We start from the raw sequence: 22,686 nt of genomic DNA, 5'->3' as shown, positions 1-22,686 counted from the left end.
TAAAATCTAAAATTTACAATTATTTCGCAAACATTTTCGCCACTTTCTCCGCTTTTTTGCTTTCAGAATAATCATAAAAACCTTCCCCGGATTTTGCGCCGAGTTTTCCTGCCATTACCATATTCACTAACAAAGGATTTGGTGCATATTTTGGGTTTTTGAAACCGTCGTACATCACATTTAAGATCGCTAAACAAACATCCAAACCAATAAAATCTGCCAATTGCAAAGGTCCCATCGGATGAGCCATTCCTAATTTCATCACCGTATCGATTTCTTCAACACCTGCAACACCGTTGTACAAAGTTTCGATGGCTTCATTGATCATCGGCATCAAAATTCTGTTTGCCACAAATCCTGGATAATCATTGACTTCAGTCGGAGTTTTCCCCAAAGTTATACTCATTTCATAAATCTGGTCAAAAGTTTCTTTTGAAGTAGAGTAGCCTTTGATGATTTCTACCAATTTCATAATCGGAACCGGATTCATAAAATGCATTCCGATCACTTTGTCTGGACGATTCGTCACCGACGCAATTTTCGTGATGGAAATCGAAGAAGTATTGGTTGCGAGAATGCAGTTTTCAGGAGCTAATTCATCCATTTGTTTAAAGATTTTCAGCTTTAAATCTAGGTTTTCTGTCGCTGCTTCTACGATCAGATCTGCATTTGTTGCACAATCTTCTAATTTGGTAAAAGTGGAGATATTGTTTAATGTTCCTTCTTTTTGTTCTTCGGTGAGATTTCCTTTGATAATAATTCGGTCCAGATTTTTGGTGATCGTGGCAATTCCTTTATCCAGTGCTTGTTGCGAAACATCCACTAAATTAACTTTAAATCCGGTTTGTGCAAAAGTGTGTGCAATTCCGTTTCCCATGGTTCCAGCTCCGATTACTACTATGTTTTTCATTGATTTATTTTTAAAGTGGTTAATCATTTTTGGTGTAACTTTTTCCTTCTTCTAAAAGGGTAGCTTCACTTTCTGAGGTTTTAAATTTTGTTTCTATAAATATTCTTTTTCCGTCGGTTCTATTCATGAAAACTGCGAAATGAAGGTGCGGTCCGCTTGCAAAACCTGTACTTCCGCTGTAACCGAGTAGTTGGTCTTTTTTTATGAATTCTCCTTTTTTTACAACTGCTCCCTGAAATTTTAAATGAGAATAGTCTGCAAAAGTTCCGTCGCTGTGCATGATCAGAATTTTGTTATTGTATTTTGCACAGGAAATATTGGGACAATTTTGCGTATTGTTATTGACAACCTGGACTACAATTCCTTCTCGGGAAGCCAATATTGCACTTCCCGTTTTTAAATTAAAGTCCAGTGCAAATTCATTTTGGTGAGAAAATTTTCCATTGTAACCCTGAAAAATAGACTGGGTTTTTCCTTTCTCATATGGCAGTGAATAGATATAACCACTGTCATAATTTTCTTGCAGTGCGTTTCCAAAATTATAAATTGTAGTGTACGAAAAAGAATTGGATGAATTGGGCTTAATTTCTTTCAGTACCGTAATGAGAAACTTTTTTGTTTTCTCCGGAATGACTACAATACCTTTATTCGCAAAAGTAGAAGTTAAGTTGGTCAATTTAAAATCAAATTGAGATGACATCGGCATTGGTTCATTGTTATCTGCATATATCGAAATCTCGCGATTGTTGATTTCATGGTAGAAACGGAGATTCCATTTCTCCTGAGAAAGCAGAAAAACATGTATCAACAGAAAAAATAATACAAATTTTGGTTTCATTTATTTTCTGCTAAAATAATCAAAAACACGTTTAGAAATATCGGCGATTATTTTGGTATTGGTTTCCTCGGTTTCCATAGAATCAGAAACGAAAACGCTGATTGCATAATGTTTTCCATTCGGAAGTGTAATAATTCCGATGTCATTTTCAGCAATTGTTAAACCTTTTTCATCTTTTCCGGAAGATCCCGTTTTGTGTGCAACAGGAGTTCCTTTTGGTAATTGAGCCACAATTTTGGTGGTTCCAGTTGTGGTTTCGATCATGGTTTTCATTAAAAAACTGGTGGAGTTTTTAGAGAGAACTTTACCATCGAAAAAGTTCATTAACAGTAAATTGCTATCGTTGGTTGATGTAGTATTCCAATACATAAATTCATATCCTTTATGCATTTGAGCTTCATCAGCTTTAATGGTGAAATTTTTTATTCCTTTATTATTAATGAATTTCTGAACCGTTTCTGTTCCGCCGATTAATCTTAATAAAAGGTCGCAACCGTTATTGTCGCTTTTCGCAACGGTATATTTGATGAGTTCACTCAAAGGCATTTCGATATTTCCGTCTGGATATTTTTCCCGAATCGGACTCCAAGTATTTTCTAAAAGATCAGCTTTTTTAATGAAAATCGGTTGATCCAATTTCAGTTTTCCCTGATCAACCTTATTCAAAACCGCTAAAGCAATATGAAATTTAAAAACGCTCAACATCGGAAGTTTTTTCTCGCCATTTTTATTTTCAAAATGAAGCGGAAAATCAATTCCAGTAACAGAAACTGCAACCGTTGCGTTTTTATCATTGGTGATTGCGTTGATTTCTTTTTTTAAATCTTGCTTTTGTGCAAAACAGAAGAAGGAAAGGAATAATAAGAAAAAGGTAAGATTTTTCAATATCTTAGGATATCCATAGTAATTTTTCATCAGTAATTTTCCATTTATTATTAATTCTTTTCAACTCAAATTTAATACCTTGTCCACACATTCCACCACAATGAAAATTTAATTCAACGTAGGCTTTTGTTCCTTTTTTATTAAATATTACATTTGAAATAACAAATTCGGATGTAAAATCTTCATTACAATTATCGATAAAATTATTTTTACAGGGAAGTTTCTCTAATCTTTTTATCTTTAATTTATTAATTTTTGAGAAATTGATTGGATTTGTTTCTACAATTAAATATTGATCATCTCCCCATTCCTGGACTGAATTATATTTTTTCTGATAATACTTCAAAGTATCTAATTTAAAAAAATTAGGAACTAAATAATAACTTAGTTTTCCTGAATTAATTAAACTGTCGTTAAATTTTTCATGGTTTTTACTTCCAAAAGTGATTGATTTGGGAGGGAAAATTTTCTTACCGTACGCATTTACTTTTTCCATTAAAATTAAATTTATAATTTCATAGGAATCTTTTTCAATATTTTCTTCACACTGAAGAAAAAGGCTTATAATGAAAACCAGATAAATATTAAATAGAATTTTTTTCATTTTCAAATTATCACATCACCACATTATCACATCAAATCATCACATCAACTAATCATCTTAACAATCTCCAAAGCTACTTTCAAAGCTTCTGTTCCATCTTCCAAAGAAACTTCCACATTTTTATTTTCAGTGATCGCATCTGCAAAACTTTCTAATTCATCCAGAATCGCATTGTTCGGTTGAATGTTTGGATATTCGAAAATAATCTGGTTCTTTTCACCTTCCGCATTTTCAATGATCATATCGAAATCAGAAGGGTTTTCTGGTGCCGGTTTCATGCGAATGACTTCGGCTTTTTTTTCTAAAAAATCTACAGAAATATAAGCATCCTGCTGGAAAAATCGGGATTTTCGCATCGCTTTCATCGAAATTCTGGAAGTCGTCAGATTCGCCACGCATCCGTTTTCAAACTCAATTCTCGCATTACAAATATCCGGAGATTTCGAAACCACCGAAACGCCACTTGCATGAATTGCTTTTACTTTTGATTTTACAATCGACAGTAAAATATCCAAATCATGGATCATTAAATCCAAAACAACAGAAACATCCGTTCCACGCGGATTAAATTCCGCCAATCGATGGATTTCAATGAACATGGGATTTTTAATATAATCTTTGGAGCCAATAAAAGCCGGATTGTACCTTTCAACGTGCCCAACTTGCGCTTTGATACCAAATTCACGGCATTTGTAGAGAATTTCTTCCGCTTGTTTTAAAGTTTGCGTAATGGGCTTTTCAATGAAAAAATGAATTTTTTTATCGATCGCTTTCATCGCATAATCGTAGTGATAAAGGGTTGGAGTTACAATATCGAGCATCTCAATCTCGTTGAGTAAATCCTCGAAATGTTCGAAATATTTGTAGCCCAATTCACTTTCCAGTTTTCTGCCATTTTCAGCATCTGCGTCGTGAAAACCGACCAATTCGTATTTTTCTGATTGATTCAGAAGTTTTAAATGTATTTTTCCTAAGTGACCTGCGCCAACTAAACCCGCTTTTAGCATTGAAAATTAATTTTTGTAAAGATAATAAAAGATGTTAGAAGCGAGAAGTTAGATGCTAGAAATTCTAATCTCTAAATTCTCATTTCTAAAATCTAATTCCTATTTTTGTGAAATGCAGGATTCATACGTACACAAAGGAAAAAGGAAAATTTTGGTGGAATATCTTCGGGAAAAAATTGGGATTTCAGACGACAATGTTTTGAAAGCCATCAATGAAGTTCCACGACATCTTTTTCTGGAAAGCATTTTCGAGGATTTCGCCTACGAAGACCGCGCTTTTCCGATCTTAGCAAAGCAAACGATTTCGCATCCTTCCACCGTTGCGGAACAAACAGAATTGCTAGAAATTCAGCAAAAAGATAAGGTTTTAGAAATCGGAACCGGAAGTGGTTACCAAACCGCGGTGTTGGTCGCAATGAATGCTTGGGTTTATACCATCGAGCGCCAAAAAGATCTGCACGATTTCTCTCAGAAAAAATTGCGTGAATTGCATCTTCGTCCGAAATTTCAGAGTTTTGGGGATGGTTTTGCAGGATTGCCAACATTTGCACCCTTTGATAAAATCCTCGTGACTTGCGGCGCAGAAACTTTACCCACCGAATTGCTTCATCAATTAAAAGTAGGCGGAATGATGGTCATTCCATTAGGTAAAACGGAGGAACAGGTTCTTACAAGATTTACAAAAAAATCCGAAAAGGAATTTGAAAAAGAAGAATTTGGGGCGTATAAATTTGTTCCAATGCTCAACAATACGAATCATTAAAATGATCTGAAAATTTTTCAATTAAGTGGAACATATATTCAGATTCTTTAGGTGCAAAATGTAAGTGGATATTTAGGATGAACTAAATTTTAAGCTGTCTGCAAAAATTTAGGTGAAGGAATTTTGCAACATATTTTCCCTTTAAACTTCTCTTTAAAATGCTTTTCCCTGAATGATTGATGATGATTGTAAAGGAAGCTGCCCCATAAACAATTAAATTTTTTGCCACTCTCCAAAAAAAAGGAATTAAAACGCGCTAAAAGAAGGTGATCTGTTTATTTTTTTAAGCGCCAGTTTTAAAAGTTCTGCTTTATGGAAACCTAATAAATATCACGTTGCAAATTCGCTTATTCATTTTATAGATTGTATTTTTGCAATTGCTCAAAAATTATCCTCAACGAATAGAACTGAAAATCTAAAAAAAAGTATTTTCAGTAATCTTTAAAAGTATTGTATTCTCATGAAAAAAATTCAGAATATTCTTATTTCCACTCGTACAATGGCGGTTTTGCTGGTTCTTTTTGCTGTAGCAATGGCCTATGCAACTTTCCTTGAAAATGATTTCGGAACTCCCACTGCAAAAGCCCTGATTTATGAAGCAAAATGGTTTGAAGCAATCATGCTCCTTTTGATCATTAACTTTATTGGGAATATGTTTCGGTACCGATTATTCCGACGGGAAAAATGGCCAACTTTGGTATTTCACCTTGCATTTGTTCTCCTCTTCATTGGAGGTGCAGTGACGCGGTACATTAGTTATGAAGGAATTATGCATATTCGAGAAGGAGCTACATCTAATGAAGTAGTGACGAGTAAAAACTATTTTAAAATTCAGATCGAAGAAAAAGGTGATATTTTGAATTATCAGGATGTTCCTTTTACGATGATTCCAGACGGAGCACGCGAAACCAAATTAATTGCAAAAATATTCGCTAAAAATTTCAAAGCGGGATATGATTACCACGGAAAACAGATTACGGTCAAACAACTTAAGTTTGTACAACGTAAAAAAGACAGTTTAGTCGCGGATAATTCAGGAACAGAATATCTACATGTAGTTTCTACAGGACAAAGTGGCCGTGAAAATATTTACATTAAAGCTGGAGAATCGAAGTTGATTAATGGGACTTTGGTCGCTTTCAACCGCGCAATTGCAGGTGCGGTAGAATTTAACAATTCGAATGGAACCATGCTCATAAAAACGCCTGTTGATGGTAATTTTATGACGATGGCAACGCAAGCAACGGGTACAACGAAGAAAGATGAATTTCAACCTTTGGTTTTACGGAGTTTATATACGATCAATGATTTAAAATTGGTAGTTCCGGAAGGTTTGAAAAAAGGAAAATTAATTTCCTATGAAGGTGATCGCAAAAAAGATAAAATGGTTCCGGATCAGTTAACGGTTGAAGTTCAAGGTCCAAAAACGAAAATGAATGTTGATTTATCCGTGGAAGAAGGAAATCCAAATGCGTATAAACAAATTACGATCGATGGTCTGAATATTATTTTAGGATTTGGACCCAAAGTCTATAACACTCCTTTCTCCCTGAAACTTGAAAAATTTGTTATGGAAACTTATCCAGGAAGTACCTCACCAAGTGCTTACGAAAGTCACGTGAAAATCATTGACGAGGGAAAAGAAACACCTTATAAAATTTATATGAATCACGTTCTTAATCATGGTGGTTATCGGTTTTTTCAGGCAAGTTTTGATCCCGATCGAAAAGGAACAGTACTTTCTGTAAACCACGATTTCTGGGGAACATTAATTTCATATTTAGGATATGCATTCTTATTTTTAGGAATGTTTGTGACCTTCTTTTGGAAAGGTTCTCATTTCTGGAAACTCAATAAAAATTTACAAGCAGTGAATCACAAAAGAGCAGCAACAGTTTTATTATTGTTCTTAAGCTTGAGTTTTAACGCGCAGTATATCGATACGCACGGAAAAGACGGTAGTGAACAAAAACATTCTGCATCAGATGGTCACGATCATGGAAATGCAGACGCAGCTTTAATGCAAGAAGCAGCTCCAAAAAAACAAACGAATACATTGGCTTTAAAGTCACCAAAAATGATCTCTGCCGATGAAATCATTAACCGAAATAAAATTTCTGAAGAACATGCTGAAAAATTTGGTAGTCTTCTCGTTCAAAATAGAGAAGGTCGTATTGTTCCAATCAACACGCAAGCTTTAGATGTTCTAAGAAAGTTATATAAAAGCGATAAATTTAAGGGTACGAACGGAAAAAGTCTTACCGTTAATCAATGGTTTCTATCAATCAATACCGATACCGCAAGTTGGACGATGGTTCCATTGATAAAAATTATTACGGGAGGAGAAGAATTACTGAAGAAAACCAAAGCCAACGCAGAAGGTTACACTTCTTTGATGAACATGTTTCCTGCGGATGCAAATGGTCAGCTTCACTATGTTTTAGAAGAAGATTATCGGATCGCCTTTGCAAAGAAACCAGCTGCTCAAAGCAAATATGATTTAGCGGTAATTGATCTTAATGATCGTGTTCAGGCTTTTAACGAATTTTTCAGCGGTCAGTTTTTAAGAATTGTTCCGGTGCAAAACGATCCAAACAGCACTTGGCATTCTTGGCTTGACCAAAATTTTGAACCCGACACCAATTCCCAAAAGGTGATGGGACCTTACTTTTCGAGTGTTTTAGCAGCACAACAATCCGGAGACTGGTCTAAACCTGATACCGAACTTAAAATCCTTTCAGACTATCAACAGAATTGGGGTAAAAACGTAGTTCCTTCCGAATCGAAAGTGAAGTTGGAGGTTTTTATGAACAAAATCAACCTGAATTTCAAATTGCTGATTTTCTACACGATTATTGGTGCTTTGCTTTTACTACTGGGATTTGTAGAATTGTTCAAACCTAACAAAATACTAAACCGAGTGATCAAAGGAATTATTGCTTTTGGAGTCATCGGTTATTTGGCTCATTTCTTAGGGTTGGTTTCCAGATGGTATTTATCCGGTCACGCTCCTTGGAGTAATGGTTACGAAGCAATTATCTTTATTTCCTGGATCGGAATTTCTGCAGGTTTAATGTTTTATTTCGGATTTGGAAAACCAAGTTTGAAAAAGAAAGACAGTTCCGAAAAAATTAAAAGAAACAATGTTTCCAACGCTTTAATTCCTGCCGCAGGATTTATGGTTGCCGTGATCATGATGGGATTTGCGCACGGTGGTTCTGCTTTGGATCCACAAATTACGCCGCTCGTTCCTGTTTTGAAATCGTATTGGTTGATTGTTCACGTGGCAATTATCACATCGAGTTACGGATTTTTCGGCTTGTCGATGGTTATTGCGGTCATCACTTTGTTATTTTACATTATTTCCAATAAGAAATCATATCTTTTTCATCACGACACTACAATAAAAGAACTAACCATCGTTTCCGAAATGTCTTTAACAATGGGACTTTTCGCTTTAACGGTTGGGAATTTCCTCGGCGGAATTTGGGCAAATGAATCGTGGGGAAGATACTGGAGTTGGGATCCAAAAGAAACCTGGGCATTTATTTCCATCATGGTTTATGCCTTCGTTTTGCACATGCGACTCGTTCCAGGATTGCGCGGAAGATGGTCATATCACGTTGCAGCAATGTTCTCATTCTGTTCGATGGTCATGACGTATTTCGGGGTAAATTATTACTTAAGCGGTCTGCATTCTTATGCAGCAGGAGATCCAGTTCCTGTTCCAGCTTGGGTTTATATCGGTTTATCGAGTATGGTTGTACTTGCAGCCGTTTCTTTTATAAGTTTGAAGGCTTTGAAAAAATAAGTGTAACGATCAAGATCAAATCCCGGAAATTTTTTTCGGGATTTTTTTTTTGGAGCACAAAAAGATAGGCTTCTGCGCCAAGACTCGACCCGCTTTCCGTTATATCTTTTTCTTTTTTCTTAGAAAAAAAAGAAAAAGGATGCCACTGCAATCGGGGCTAAAACAAAGGTTTTTTCTTCTTTTAAAATTGTATTAAAAGCCTTTTTTCTCAATTTTTAGACATTATTCAGCGAACTTAAAAAAAACGGACAACTTTTTGGAAGTCAAATTTCCTTCTAAATTTCACATTCATTATTCCTATCCCTTTTTCTTGTTTAAAATAGCCTAAGAATGATTAAATTTGTATTAAATTTAAAACTTCAATCAAAAATGATTGGTCATCAAAATCAAACACTTACCTCTTGAGTACTTATCTTACTATTCTCGGCTTCAATTCAGCAATACCTACGGTAACTTCATCGCCGACTGCGCAATTTCTAGAAATGGAAGAACGGTCTTTCCTGATCGATTGCGGTGAAGGAACACAAGTGCAGCTCCGAAAAGCAAAAGCCAGATTTTCTAAGATCAACAATATCTTTATTTCGCATCTTCATGGCGATCACTGTTTCGGATTACCGGGATTAATCGCTTCCTTCCGACTTTTAGGGCGCGAAATGCCGCTGAATGTTTACGGCCCGAAAGGAATCAAAGAAATGATGGAAACCATTTTCCGAATCACAGAAACACACCGTGGTTTTGATGTGATTTACCATGAACTTAGTGGCAAAACATCAGAAAAAATTTATGAGGACAATAGAGTAGAAGTCTATACGATTCCCCTTGATCATCGGATTTATTGCAACGGTTATCTCTTCAAAGAAAAACCAAAAGAACGCCATCTCAACATGCAGGAAATTTCAAAATATTCCGAAATAGAAACCTGCGATTACCATAATTTGAAATTGGGTAAAGATTTTATTCTCAGTGATGGTTACGTTTTAAAAAATTCTGTACTCACCAATGAACCCACCAAATCCGTATCGTACGCATTTTGCAGCGACACTCGCTATATTGAAAACGTAGTTCCGATCATTGAAAATGTCGATGTCCTTTACCACGAATCCACTTTCCTGCACGATTTAAAAGAAATGGCAGATTACACGGGTCACACAACCGCTTTAGAAGCTGCCAGAATTGCGAGAAAAGCCAATGTTGGAAAATTAATTTTGGGTCATTTTTCGAACCGTTACGGAGACTTAAGCGTTTTCACCGACGAAGCCCGCGAAGTTTTCCCCAACAGTTTTTTACCAAAAGTTTTGGAAGCAGTGAAAATTGGATAAAAGAATAGTTGGTTAGTTAATTTTTGATTGAAAGACAACGTATTGATCGTGAAGGAAATAACGATCATAATTTTCATCAATCAAATAAAAATTTCATCAAATCCTCACATCAACACATCCTCACATCAACAAATCATCACATCAATAAATGACCGTCCCCGAACTCAAATCCTTCCTCGACGAAAAAGCAGATTTCTACAATAATCTTTCTTTTATAGGCGATGATCCTATTTCTGTTCCGCATCGTTTTTCGCTGAAACAAGATATTGAAATCATCGGATTTTTAACGGCAACCATTTCTTGGGGAAATCGAAAATCAATCATTAACGATGCTGAAAAAATGCTAAATTTCATGGGGAATTCTCCTTTCGATTTTATTAAAAACAGTTCGGTAAAGGAGCTGAATTCTTTAGAAAAAACAGGTATTCACAGAACTTTTAACGGCGAAGATTTTAAAGAATTTGTCATTAATTTGAAACGAATCTATTCACAAAACGAAAGTTTAGAAAACCTTTTTTTAATGCAAAATGGGGAAGGGAATTTCTATCATGCTTTGCATCGTTTTCGGGAAAATTTTATTGGAGAAAATCTCCATAGAAGCAGGAAACATGTAAGTTCAACCTACAAAAATTCTTCTGCAAAACGACTCATGATGTTTCTGCGCTGGATGGTTCGAAAAGACAGAAAAGGAGTCGATTTTGGATTGTGGCACAATATTGATCAGAAATATTTATCGATTCCATTGGATGTTCATACGGGGAATATTTCCCGGAAACTTCATCTGATTCAAAGAAAACAAAACGACTGGAAAACGGTCGAAGAAATGGATTTGATATTAAGGAAATTTAATCCTGAAGATCCTGCAAAATACGACTTTGCCTTATTTGGATTGGGCGTTTCAAAGGATTTTTAACTAAATTTGCACTCATTATGGATAAATCAAGCAGAGCAGAATTACGCGAAAAAAATATAAAATTTCTTACCAAAGTTACCGATGGTGTGATGTGGTGGATTGGATCTATTCAGTCGCTCGTCATGCATTCCATTGTTTTTGTTGCAGCTTTTGCTCTTCCGGTTTTGCATATTGTTTCCATTGATAAAATGCTATTGATTCTCACCACGGTTTTGTCTTTAGAAGCGATTTACCTCGCTATTTTTATTCAGATGTCTGTCAATAGAAGTCACGAACATATTGAAGATATTCGCGAAGACATCGAAGAAATCCAGGATGATATTGAAGAAATTAGCGAAGATATCGAGGAAATTAGCGTCGATATTGATGACATCCAGGAAGATATTGAAGATATTGCCGAAGATGAAGATTCCGACGATCACAACGAACGCGCCAGAAATGTCATGCTAAAAAGCAATGTTTCTTCTAATAAAAACGACATCAAAGCAATGAGAGAAGTCATTGCAAACCTTCAAAAGCAGTTGGAAGAATTAAAAAAAGAAGGCAATAGTCTATCTTCTGAGCAATAAAATAGTTCGATTTTTTTACGACCTATAACGCATTTTTCCACTCCTGTGTTAAAGATATAAAATCTTGAATAGTAAGTTCTTCCGCACGTTTATCCATAAATAGATGAGATTGCAAAGCTTCCGGAATTTCTAAAACTTTCAACGAATTCGACAGCTTTTTCCGTCTTTGTCCAAATCCTGCTTTTACAATTTTTTTGAATAAAATTTCGTTGCCGACCAAACCATCCTTAGGATTTCTTGTTAGTTTGATAACACCCGATTTTACTTTTGGCGGCGGATTGAAAACATTTTCATGAACCGTGAATAAATAGTCCACATCATACAACGCCTGAACCAAAACCGACAAGATTCCATACGCTTTCGTTCGTGGAACTGCCGCAGTTCTTTCCGCAACTTCTTTCTGAAACATTCCCACCATTTCTGGAATATAATCGTAATAATCGATGATTTTAAATAAAATTTGGGACGAGATATTGTACGGGAAATTCCCGATGATTGCAACCTGACTCTCAAAAGTTTCCGCGATATTGAGTTTTAGAAAATCACCGATAATATGTTGGTTATCTAATTTAGCATAATGTTTCTGCAGATATTCCACGGATTCATGGTCGATTTCTGCCACAAAAATTTCCGATTCTTTATCCAAAAGATACTTGGTGAGAACGCCCATTCCAGGTCCAACTTCCAATATTTTTTGGTAGTGATCGAATGAAAGAGCGTCCACAATATTTTTTGCGATATTTTCATCCGTGAGGAAATGTTGACCGAGATATTTTTTTGCTTTTACGTTCATAAATTCAGTATTCAAAAGGAAAAATCTGCGTTAAAAGGCATTTTCTTTATGTTTTTTTTAACATTGATTTTCTAGGATTCTCGGCAAATTACGGAAGATTTTTTCTAATTTAGCAGAAATTTATTATTTAATGGCAAAGACAGTTGAAGATTTTAACAAAAGACGACTCCGATCCAGTAATATTACCGTTGTGGTGAGTATCGCGCTTGTGTTATTTTTATTAGGATTAATGGGCCTTATTCTCATCAATGCTCAGAAATATTCTGATTATATCAAAGAACAATTGGTAGTGAATGCCTATTTTGACGAAAATTTTGATGCCAAAGATTCTGTGAAGATCGTGAAGCAAGAAAATGATGCTTTCAAAAAAATACAAAATTTAGCTCCCGTTAAACGCGCAACTTATATATCGCGACAAATGGCAGCTGATGAAGCCAGAAAAAGCATGGGAATTGAATCCAGTGCGCTTTTCGAAGAGAATATTTTCCCGTCTTCCGTAGAAGTTGCTCTAAAACCCGATTACGTAGATCCTGCAAAAATTGATGAAGCCATCAAACAGATCAAAGCGACACCGGGAATTATGGATGTTAAAAACAACAGCACATTAATGGTTGAAGTGTACAACAACCTGAACAATATTTTAAAATGGATTTTAGGTTTTTCGATTTTGTTTTTAATCTTAGCAGTAGTTTTAATTAACAACTCTATTCGTCTGAAAATTTTCTCCAAAAGATTCATTATCAAAACGATGCAATTGGTTGGTGCAAAGCGTCGTTTCATTCTGAAACCTTTTATTAAAGAAGCGGTTATTTTGGGCGTAGTTGGAGCAATTATCGGTTTAGCGGTTCTTTTTGGTGCGTGGTATTATTTTATCACCCAAATCGGAACTCCTTTTGTTCAAGACTCGAATCAACTCATTATTTTGGTAATTGCCATTTTTATTTTGGGTGTAGTGATTACCGTTCTCAGTACCATTTTCGCCACTTGGAAATTCCTTAGATCGAATGTTGATGATCTTTATTATTCTTAAAAATGAGCAAAAAAAATCAAAAATTTTCCGCGGATAATTACGGAAATACAGAAACCGGAACACCGCCTGAAAATACCTTCTATTTCGGAAAAGAAAATTATAAATTCATGTTAATTGGTTTGGCGTTAATTGTCGTAGGTTTTCTACTGATGATGGGTCCCGATGCAAATACAGTTGATGGTAAGTACGATCCAAACGTTTGGAATGAAGGGATTTTCTCCATCCGCAGAATCCGAATTGCACCCATGTTGGTCATCGCTGGTTTCGTTGTAGAAATTTACGCGATCCTCAAAAGAAAAAAAATATAATTTAACCCCCACAAAATATACTGCTTTGTCAAAATTAAAACCTTTGACAAAGTTTTTTTTTAAAACTAAAATATGGATATACTTCAAGCCATTATTATTGCAATCGTAGAAGGTCTTACCGAATTTCTTCCTATTTCATCAACCGCTCACATGGGTTTTGCCGCTAGTTTAATGGGAATGGAGGAATCTGAATTCCTTAAGATGTTTCAGGTTTCTATACAGTTCGGAGCTATTTTGGCGGTTGTTGTCGCTTACTGGCAGAAATTTTTTGATTTCTCTAACCTTAAATTTTACTACAAATTGGCATTCGCGGTGATCCCAGCTTTAGGTTTAGGGTTTTTATTTGATGATAAAATCGAAGCCGTTCTCGGGAATCAAATCGCGATCTCAAGCATGCTTGTTTTAGGTGGAGTCGTTTTATTATTCGTAGATAATTGGTTCAAAAATCCAGTCATTCACGACGAAAAAGAAATGTCCATCAAAAAAGCGGTGATCATTGGTTTTTGGCAATGTCTTGCCATGATGCCCGGAACAAGTAGAAGTGCAGCTTCCATTATCGGTGGAATGACGCAAAAACTCACTCAAAAAGCCGCGGCAGAATTTTCATTTTTCTTGGCCGTTCCTACGATGTTGGCTGTAACGGTTTATTCAGTTTTTGTAAAAACTTGGGGCAAAGAAACGCCAAATCCAATGAAAGGTTATGAAATGATTATGGCAGACAATCACCATATTTTGCTTTTTTTCATCGGAAATATTGTAGCATTTGTAGTGGCTTGGATCGCTATAAAATCCTTCATCAGTTTGCTTCATAAATACGGTTTCAAACCTTGGGGTTGGTACAGAATTATTGTGGGAATTGTCCTTTTAATTTATTTTACGCAGTTTCAATAATATTTTTTTGGCAGACATCCCGATATCTATCGGGACCGCCCTCCGTTCCCGCTTTTTTTGTTATTGCGAACAAAATGAAGGATTCCGTTGAAGTTTTTCAGATTCGCAATAACAAAAAAGAGCTCCACTCAGGTCGGGCTGCAACTCGGAATTTTTTACCCAATTTATTTTTTTTAAACAGAAAATGAACATCAACATACCAGAAATTTTGAGCAAAATCTGTTACACAGAACTCGTGTATCAAAGAATTAACAAAAAGCTGAAAACTGAGCTTTCAAAACTGGAAATAGAAAAAATGCTTTTTGATATTTTGAATGAAACTCAAGAAAAATATTTCAAAAAAATTGGGAAAAATATTTATGTAAACAATTCAGATAATAATATTAAAATCACCATCAATTCAAATACATTTAGAATTATTACGGTCGATAAAATTGTAAAAAAATAAAATTTCTTTTACTTTGTCAAAGCTGTTTACAGAGTTATAATGCTTTGACAAAGTTTTATCGAAAATTTTCTTAATAATCTTTCATCATCCAACACCCATCAATAAGCAAAAAAACATGACCAACGGCTTCAAACTCATCGGAATTTCAGTTCGCACTACGAATCAGAATAATCAAGTTCAAGAAGACTTGGGAAAATTGTGGGGACAGTTTAGCTCAGAAAATATTCACTAGGAAATTCCCAAGAAAATTTCAAATGAAATTCTAGCAATTTATACCGATTATCAAAGCAATGACACCGAAGATTACACCACAATTATCGGCGTTCCGGTTTCTACTTTAAATGAAATTCCAAACGGAATGATTGGTCAGGAATTTCAACCAGAAAATTTCAAAAAATTTATAGCAAAAGGTGAAATGCCAAAAGCAGTTGACGATACTTGGATAAATATCTGGGAACAAGACGAAAATCTCAACCGAAAATACACCTACGATTTCGAATTATACGGTGCTAATTGTAACAAAGGCACAGATTCGGAGGTGGAAATTTTTGTTGCTGTAAAATAAAAAAAATAGTTTGTACAGAGCGTTGTCAAGACTTCAAGCCTCGACAACGCTTTCCTACTTTCCCAAACCTAATTCCTAATTTTTTTAAGATTTAAATCAATGCTTTGACAAGATTTGTCATGGTGCGAAATTCTATTTTCAAGACTCTTAACGTTTTTAACAGATTTAACGGGATTTTTTATAACTTTAGATTGAATTAAAATAAAGGTTAAAATATAAAAAATACTAATTTTTTCTTATTAAAATGTTTTAATTATTGAGAATCTGTTTTTAAAATGTAATTTTTTTTAATAGAAAGTAAATTTCACGAAAGCTAAAAAATACCCTTTTGTGTAATTGACTAGAGTTTGTATTATCTTCATCTTTGCTGAAAGAAATGAAATGAAAACAAAAATTGCCATCGTAGAAGACGAAAAAACGTATAGCAATATGTTGAAAAAAATCATCGATTATCAGGATGATTTAATGTGTGTTGCGCAATTTTTTAATGGTAAAACAGCAATAGAAAATTTGCAAAATTACGCACCAGAAGTTGTTTTAATGGATGTGCAATTACAAGATATGCTCGGAACTGAGGTGGTAAAAAAAATGAAGCCGCTTTTACCGGACAGCAAATTTATCATGTGTACGACCTATGAAGACGAAGAAGTGATTTTTGAAGCGCTGAAAAATGGCGCATCCGGTTATCTTTTGAAAGATGAAAGTTTACAGAAAATTATCCAATCAATTAAAGATTCTCTGCAGGGAAGTTCGCCAATGAGCAATAGTATTGCGCAAAAGGTTTTTCATTTTTTTCAGAAGAAAAATATTTCAGAAAAAATTTTAGAGACATTGTCCGAAAAGGAATCAGAAATTCTGAAACTCTTGTCTAAAGGTTTTTTATACAAAGAAATTGCCGACCAAAAGTGCATTAGCATTGAAACTGTGAAAAAACATATCGGGCATATTTACAGAAAATTACATGTTGCTAACAAAATAGAAGCGGTGAATATGCTTAAAAACAACTGAATAAAATGATAATTAAGAAGTTTTTCTTGCTTCTTTTATTTCTCCCATTGCTATTTTATTCTCAAAAAACGATTATGATTGAGGGTGAATCGGCAGTAGACATTAACCAGCAATCTTTATATTCTACTTCTAACAAAAATTCGATCAATTTTAATTTTTCTCCGAATCTACCGATATTAACAGATGCTCCGATTGCTACTAAAAATGTTTCTTTGTTTTTTGAATTGCAAAATAACAACGAAAACGATTCTCTATTTTATATAACGAGTAATGACGATGTTTCTGAATTTTATTTATTTACTAAAAATAATAATAAATTATTGAAAATAGGAGGAAGTGGATTTTCACATTTCAAAACTCAACTATCTGTTCCTGGAAATTCTAATGCGATAGTCTTTGTTTTAAAGCCTCACGAAAGGAAAAAATACTATTTAGAAGTCCCGAAATTTGATAACGAAATATATTTACCAGAGTTTTATGTACAATCTGAAAAGGAATTTTTAATCGCTAATTACAAGAATTCGCAATCCTATTTTACTATTCTTTCTTATATTTTTATTGGCATTCATTTATGTTTGCTTTTTTTGGGATTATATAAATTAAAGTATCAAAAATTCAGAAAACCACTTGTTTATTTCATTATTCTTAATTCGGTTTATATTTTTTATATATTCTTCAATACCGAAAATTTAATTTTAGAAAACACTCTTTTTCCGGATGTTCCCAATATTATTTACGAAAAAATTCTTGGTGCTTTAGAACCTGCGCTTTATTATTTGTTTTTTTGGAGTTATTTAACATTCAATAAAAAATACCATTATTTTGGGGTCTTTCTAAAATATTCTGGATTGTATTGGCTGGTCTATTTTATCGTGAGAAACGTACAATTTGAGTATGAATGGTATGTAAAATTCTGTAATTTTATAAAAGATTTTGCTACAATTTATGATTTGATCATTACATTTTTGGTGTTTTTATATTTATTAAAGTTTAATTCGATATTTTACAAATTTGCAAGAATTGGCGTTTTTTTACTATTAATAAGTGCTTTGCAAATGTCTTTCCCTTTTATAATGGGTTTGCTGGGATTTAGCGAAACTCCTTATGTAATTAGCGAGTTCTCTTATATTTTTATGGGATTAATGATTGTTTTGGATTTCCTTCTCTTTCTGTACGGAATTAATTTGGATGAGTTACAAGCGGTGAAAGAAGGTCAAGAGTACAAAAATGAACTTTTATCCAAAGAGCTCGAAAAGCAAAAAGAACTCGAACACGAGCGAGAACGCATTTCCAGTGATATGCACGATGATATTGGGGCCAGAATTTCTGCCATGAAATTGCACGGAGAATTCATTAAAGAAAATTTTTCCGAAGATCCAAAGTTGAAAGCCGAGCTCGATGAATTATTTAAAAACACTGAAGAAATGACCGTTTCTATGCGGGAGATGATTTGGAGCCTGAAATCTCAGAACGATTTTTTGCAAAATTTCATCAGTTTTGCTCAGCAATATGCAACGGGTTTTTTTGCAAAATCTAAAGCCCAAATTCACTTTAAAAATGAGATAGAAGAAAACCAACATTTCAATGCAGAAATCCGCAGAAATCTTTTTCTTTGCTATAAAGAAGCGCTGAATAATATTTACAAACACAGCCAAGCGACAGAAGTTTACATTATTTTTTCTACAAAAAATAGTAGATTACAATTAGAAATTTCTGACAATGGAATTGGTTTTCAGCCCAATGAAAACAACCAAGGAAACGGAATGTATAATATGAAAACCAGAATGACGGAGATTTCGGGAGATTTTGAAACCCCGAAAGTAGAAAAAGGAATGTTGCTGCGATTTAGTACGCCTTTAGAACTCGTATAAATTCTAATTTAATAAATATTTTAAAGCTTCAAGTCGTATAGATTTTGAAGCTTTTTTTTGCAAAAATATACCCGTTTGTGTAATTGACTGGTGTTTTCTTTTAAGGGAAATTTGTCATTAAAACTAATAATCATGAAAACTAAAATTTATAGTGCTATGAAAAAGATATTTTTACTTACGATTGTATTTTTTAAGATGAGTTTTGTTTTTGGGCAGAATTCTGCTGATTGGAGTCCATGGATAACTGCAGATTGTTACAAAGGAATAAAATACAAAGTAGCCAATTGGGGTAAAGTATCTGGAGATTATTCTGATTATTATTGGGGAATTATGTTTCAAAATACTTATTCACAACCAATATCATTCTCCTATCATTTTAGTGTAGGTAATGAAAATCCACCTACAAAATACAATTATACAGTCACATATCAAATTGAACCAGGTGGAGTATATAGTAATGATGGAACCAAAGCAACAGCAATTTTGTTCAAATCAAGTTCCACAAATTACAAAGTTTCGATTACAGATGTATGCGTAGGTAATTGTGATAGTAATTATATTAATTGTCAAGGTGTTCCACAAAATTCTGTTACTAATTCGAGTAATTCAAATTCGAACTCGACAAATCAAAACAATGCTGGTGGAAATTTCAGCAATGTAAATGATGAAATTAGAGATTTACAACGCAGACAATCAATCGCTTGTGGAAAAATGCAACAACAAGGGCAACCATTCAACAACCGATTATGTACGGAAGGATTAAATGGTGCATTACCTCAAAATGATTCTGATATAAGGAAATACCTTGTTCAATTGCGAAGTCAAGTTAAAGAACTTGAATCTATGAATAATTCAAATACAACCACTCAACAAAATGACCTTACCGATTACAACAACAGCAAAGCAGATCTTGAAAGAGAATTGGCTGAACACAACTCGGGAATACAAAAACAAAATGAAGAGAATGCAATAAAAGGACAAATTTGGGACAATGCAATAAAAGCTGGAGTAGATGCACACAACTCAGGAAACTACACCGAAGCAAAGAATCAGTTTACTATTGCAATCAATAATTCTACTAATGGACAAGACAGACAAAATGCACAAAATTATTATGATAATTCTGTAAAAGCTGAAAAAAGCCAAGAAAAAATAAAAGCAGTAACAGATTTAGCACAAGGAGTAATTCAGATTTTGGGCGATGCACACGAAAACAAAATGCAAAAGCTAAATGCCGAAATAGATGAAATGGACCGAAAGCAAGAAATTATTAATAATGATCAAGCTATAAATACTTTGAGCGACACTAAAATTTTTGAAACCTATGCCAATTATGTAGCTAAAAATTTTGAAGCTCTGAATATTAAATTTGAGAAGTTAACAATTTACAAAAATGAAAAAAACGAAAAAGAAGCTCATCTTAATTTTACGGGTTTACAGGTTATTATTACAAATAGATGGTTGAATAACAAAATGCAGAAATACATTAATGTTCAATCAGATACTGAAAGTTTGTATAAAAGCATCTATAACACACCATTTTTTGAAAGTTTAAAAAAGCTTGATCCATATTACAATGAAGAATTGAGACAAGAAATAAGAACTAATACAAAAGGTAATAATTTTCTCATTTATGGATTAGAAAACACACAACCTTTTATTGACGTTTATGATCACGGCTATAAAAGTAGCACATACAAAGGGTTTAATATCATTTTGCAAAATCTTGAAAATGAAGCAAAAGGAAAGTTAAACAAAACAGATAATGCAGTAGAAACTCTTTTAGAAAAAGCGAAATTATTTGAAAATGGAACAAGTGGTGTAGAAAAAAATTACCAAAAATCACTTCAATTTTACCAGCTAGCATTTGATAATAGCAACGATAAAAATATCTTAATAGCGATAGGAAAATTGTATGAAAAAGGTGATGAATTTTTACCAAGAAATGTAAATACCGCTATCGCTTATTATGAAAAGCATATAACAAATAATGATAATATTAATCCAGATGCTTTTTTAAAATTAGGTAGCGTCTACAGTGAAAACAAATCTGATGTGTATAATTTAGAAAAAGCGAAAAATTACTTTGAAAGTCAAATTGCGTTGTTAGAGCAAAAATATAATGTTACACAAAACGAAGAAGAAAAACAAGAAATCAAAAGTAAGATTGCAAGAACATATTATTTATTAGGGTCGCATTATAATTACTCAGCAAAAAAATATGCAATTAGTATTGCTTATTATGAAAATGCATTGCAATGGAACGAAAATGATTCTGAAACAGCTTACTATATTGGCTACATATATAAAGGCGGGTTAATGGGCAAAAATTTTGACAGTACTTTTAAAAAAGACAAGAAGAAAATAATATATTGGAGAGAAAAAGTGTGTGAGATTTATTCACGGATTGCCACTCAAAACGATAATTCAAAAACAAACGTAGCAAAAGTGTATTGTGATTTAGCTAAGCAGAATTTAAAATAATTACAGAATTTAGAATTAATGAAATAATTAAATAAAAACAAAATTTACTATTTTCTAGTCCTGATTTTCAGCGTTAATCACTTACAACCTTATCCATAAACAAAAAAAAATTATAAAAGCCACCAGTTATGTAAATTAATAAACCAATAACCATGAAAACAACAATTACTTATTTATTATTAACATTTGCGTTTCTAGCAAACGCACAAGATGGAATTTTAGATACCAGCTTCGGAACCAACGGAAAAATAGATTATTCATTCTTTTCTACTTTTGTTGATATGAAGGTGGACAATGGAAAAATGATAGCTCTAGGAAAGCATACCGATGGAAACCCAATTTTAGTACGATTTAATCTCGATGGCACATTAGATACTACTTTTGACAATGACGGAATCAAAATAGTAGATTTTGGGAATGACAGCGAAACTCCTGCTTCTTTCGCTATCATGAACCATTCAAGTGGTTATGCTTATCTTGTAGCTTCCTCTATAAGCGGAGAAATTGCAAAAATTATGGAAGACGGATCTTTTTCTTCCTCTTTCGGAACCAATGGAATTTTAGAATACGAAGCCACCGGTAGTTATAGACATGCTTCTGTAAATTACAATCCTTCCACTGAAAAAATTACTTTAGTAAGAGCAGATGGTAGTTGGAACAGTAGTGATGGTGGAAAAATATTAAGATTGAATGCTAATGGAACGATAGACCCGACTTTTAACAACGGAAATATGAAAAGGTTTTATTTTTATAGCGGCGGACAGATTATTAATCTAAATAGCGCTCATACAGATACGGCAAGTAATATTTATATTCATGGCTTATATACACAAGGAGGCGTTCAGGATTCGTATACCGTAAAATTTTCAAATGTAGGAGTTCAGGACTATAGTTATAGTTTGAATGTCAATGGATCTAGAAGTTATGATCCGTCACCAAGATATTTATTAAACGGATTAAATAGCACTTCTTACATTTTTGGGATGAGTACAACTTATAAAATGATGGTTGTAAAAAAAGCAGCAAATGGTAGTTTGGATCCTACTTTTGGGACAAATGGTGTAGTGTCTTTAGATTTACCTAACAAATATTATGACAATGTAACTTCGATTGCTCCGTATTCTCATGGTATCGATGATTTTAAAATTATTCTCGCAGGAAGAACCCGACAACAAACCGGTAACTCTGATGTTTTTCTTAGCCGAATTAATTCCAACGGTACGTTAGATAGTACTTTTGGAACATCTGGTTTCACTTCTGTGCCTACAACAATTGCCAATCATACTTCGCCGATTTTTTTGGGAGTAGATTACAGCAACGGAAAAATTTATACAATGGGCTATACTGCAACAGGAATAGTTTCAATGTTTCGATATGGAGTTAATCTTATTCTCCAAAACGAGGAAACTTCCAATTATGTTCTAAAGATTCACCCGAATCCTACCAAATCTAATTTAAATTTTTCCCAAGAAATTTCAGAAATAAAAATCACAGATTTAAGCGGCAGACAAGTGTTTTTTAATAAAGAAAAAACCAAAAATATTTCTGTAGAAAATTTACCAAAAGGAATTTATTTCATCAATGGAAAAAATAATAAAGGAGAAATAATTTCAGAAAAAATAATCAAACAATAAACACTAATCATGTTTTTTCAAATGCCAAAACCAAG

At 33.8% G+C, this 22,686-nt stretch carries 19 protein-coding genes and 1 pseudogene; 14 read left to right on the top strand and 6 right to left on the bottom strand.

Translation table 11 applies throughout. The features are described 5' to 3' along the window. Positions 1–19: 19 nt before the first annotated feature. The 5 genes from BW932_RS08945 to BW932_RS08925 form a co-directional block, all read right to left on the bottom strand. Positions 20–910, bottom strand: a complete 891-nt coding sequence (locus tag BW932_RS08945; protein ID WP_076387177.1) for a 3-hydroxybutyryl-CoA dehydrogenase — start codon at positions 908–910, stop codon at positions 20–22. Between the two features lie 19 nt (positions 911–929). Continuing rightward, a complete protein-coding gene (locus BW932_RS08940; protein WP_076387148.1) occupies positions 930–1,748 on the bottom strand; it encodes a M23 family metallopeptidase in 819 nt (272 codons plus the stop codon). Further along, positions 1,749–2,633, bottom strand: coding sequence for a class A beta-lactamase, subclass A2 (bla, locus tag BW932_RS08935; RefSeq protein ID WP_076387176.1), 885 nt, complete (start codon positions 2,631–2,633; stop codon positions 1,749–1,751). Between the two features lie 4 nt (positions 2,634–2,637). Then, positions 2,638–3,129, bottom strand: coding sequence for a hypothetical protein (locus BW932_RS08930; protein WP_143745536.1), 492 nt, complete (start codon positions 3,127–3,129; stop codon positions 2,638–2,640). Positions 3,130–3,281: 152 nt separating this feature from the next. Beyond that, complete coding sequence (locus BW932_RS08925) at positions 3,282–4,244, bottom strand: Gfo/Idh/MocA family protein (protein ID WP_076387147.1); 963 nt, start codon at positions 4,242–4,244, stop codon at positions 3,282–3,284. Positions 4,245–4,356: 112 nt separating this feature from the next. Here BW932_RS08925 and BW932_RS08920 point away from each other — a divergent pair, with 112 nt between their 5' ends. From BW932_RS08920 to BW932_RS08895, 5 genes are all read left to right on the top strand, one after another. Next, entirely contained in the window at positions 4,357–5,007 is a 651-nt protein-coding gene (locus BW932_RS08920; RefSeq protein WP_076387146.1) for a protein-L-isoaspartate(D-aspartate) O-methyltransferase, read from the top strand. A 460-nt stretch (positions 5,008–5,467) separates the two neighbouring features. Then, positions 5,468–8,818: a cytochrome c biogenesis protein CcsA gene (ccsA, locus tag BW932_RS08915; protein ID WP_076387145.1), complete on the top strand. Its 3,351-nt coding sequence runs from the start codon at positions 5,468–5,470 to the stop codon at positions 8,816–8,818. Positions 8,819–9,219: 401 nt separating this feature from the next. Further along, positions 9,220–10,137 (top strand): ribonuclease Z, encoded by a 918-nt coding sequence (locus tag BW932_RS08905; protein ID WP_076387143.1) that lies wholly within the window; start codon positions 9,220–9,222, stop codon positions 10,135–10,137. Between the two features lie 148 nt (positions 10,138–10,285). Beyond that, positions 10,286–11,050 carry a TIGR02757 family protein gene (locus tag BW932_RS08900; RefSeq protein WP_076387142.1) on the top strand — a complete coding sequence of 255 codons (765 nt, stop codon included), beginning with the start codon at positions 10,286–10,288 and terminating at the stop codon, positions 11,048–11,050. Between the two features lie 17 nt (positions 11,051–11,067). Beyond that, entirely contained in the window at positions 11,068–11,619 is a 552-nt protein-coding gene (locus tag BW932_RS08895) for a DUF1003 domain-containing protein (protein ID WP_076387141.1), read from the top strand. A 22-nt stretch (positions 11,620–11,641) separates the two neighbouring features. Here BW932_RS08895 and rsmA read toward each other — a convergent pair whose 3' ends face one another. Beyond that, positions 11,642–12,412, bottom strand: coding sequence for a 16S rRNA (adenine(1518)-N(6)/adenine(1519)-N(6))-dimethyltransferase RsmA (rsmA, locus tag BW932_RS08890; protein ID WP_076387140.1), 771 nt, complete (start codon positions 12,410–12,412; stop codon positions 11,642–11,644). 130 nt (positions 12,413–12,542) lie between these two features. Here rsmA and BW932_RS08885 point away from each other — a divergent pair, with 130 nt between their 5' ends. The 9 genes and pseudogenes from BW932_RS08885 to BW932_RS08845 all read left to right on the top strand — a co-directional run bounded on the left by BW932_RS08885 (position 12,543) and on the right by BW932_RS08845 (position 22,651). After that, a complete protein-coding gene (locus BW932_RS08885) occupies positions 12,543–13,442 on the top strand; it encodes a cell division protein FtsX (RefSeq protein WP_076387139.1) in 900 nt (299 codons plus the stop codon). 2 nt (positions 13,443–13,444) lie between these two features. Beyond that, positions 13,445–13,750: a DUF3098 domain-containing protein gene (locus tag BW932_RS08880; protein WP_076387138.1), complete on the top strand. Its 306-nt coding sequence runs from the start codon at positions 13,445–13,447 to the stop codon at positions 13,748–13,750. A 72-nt stretch (positions 13,751–13,822) separates the two neighbouring features. Next, positions 13,823–14,641 carry an undecaprenyl-diphosphate phosphatase gene (locus BW932_RS08875; RefSeq protein WP_076387137.1) on the top strand — a complete coding sequence of 273 codons (819 nt, stop codon included), beginning with the start codon at positions 13,823–13,825 and terminating at the stop codon, positions 14,639–14,641. Positions 14,642–14,825: 184 nt separating this feature from the next. Continuing rightward, positions 14,826–15,089, top strand: coding sequence for a DUF3781 domain-containing protein (locus tag BW932_RS08870; RefSeq protein WP_076387136.1), 264 nt, complete (start codon positions 14,826–14,828; stop codon positions 15,087–15,089). 115 nt (positions 15,090–15,204) lie between these two features. Continuing rightward, positions 15,205–15,654, top strand: a pseudogene (locus BW932_RS08865) (GyrI-like domain-containing protein). A 381-nt stretch (positions 15,655–16,035) separates the two neighbouring features. Beyond that, positions 16,036–16,662: a response regulator gene (locus tag BW932_RS08860; protein ID WP_076387135.1), complete on the top strand. Its 627-nt coding sequence runs from the start codon at positions 16,036–16,038 to the stop codon at positions 16,660–16,662. Between the two features lie 74 nt (positions 16,663–16,736). Continuing rightward, a complete protein-coding gene (locus tag BW932_RS14170; protein WP_159436426.1) occupies positions 16,737–18,533 on the top strand; it encodes a sensor histidine kinase in 1,797 nt (598 codons plus the stop codon). A 132-nt stretch (positions 18,534–18,665) separates the two neighbouring features. After that, positions 18,666–21,017, top strand: a complete 2,352-nt coding sequence (locus BW932_RS08850; RefSeq protein WP_076387134.1) for a tetratricopeptide repeat protein — start codon at positions 18,666–18,668, stop codon at positions 21,015–21,017. Between the two features lie 152 nt (positions 21,018–21,169). Beyond that, on the top strand, positions 21,170–22,651 hold the full coding sequence (locus BW932_RS08845; RefSeq protein ID WP_076387133.1) for a T9SS type A sorting domain-containing protein: 1,482 nt from the start codon (positions 21,170–21,172) through the stop codon (positions 22,649–22,651). Positions 22,652–22,686: the final 35 nt, after the last annotated feature.

It is taken from the genome of Kaistella chaponensis, assembly GCF_900156725.1.
Lineage (GTDB): Bacteria > Bacteroidota > Bacteroidia > Flavobacteriales > Weeksellaceae > Kaistella > Kaistella chaponensis.
This window is presented reverse-complemented; position numbering and strand designations above follow the sequence as displayed.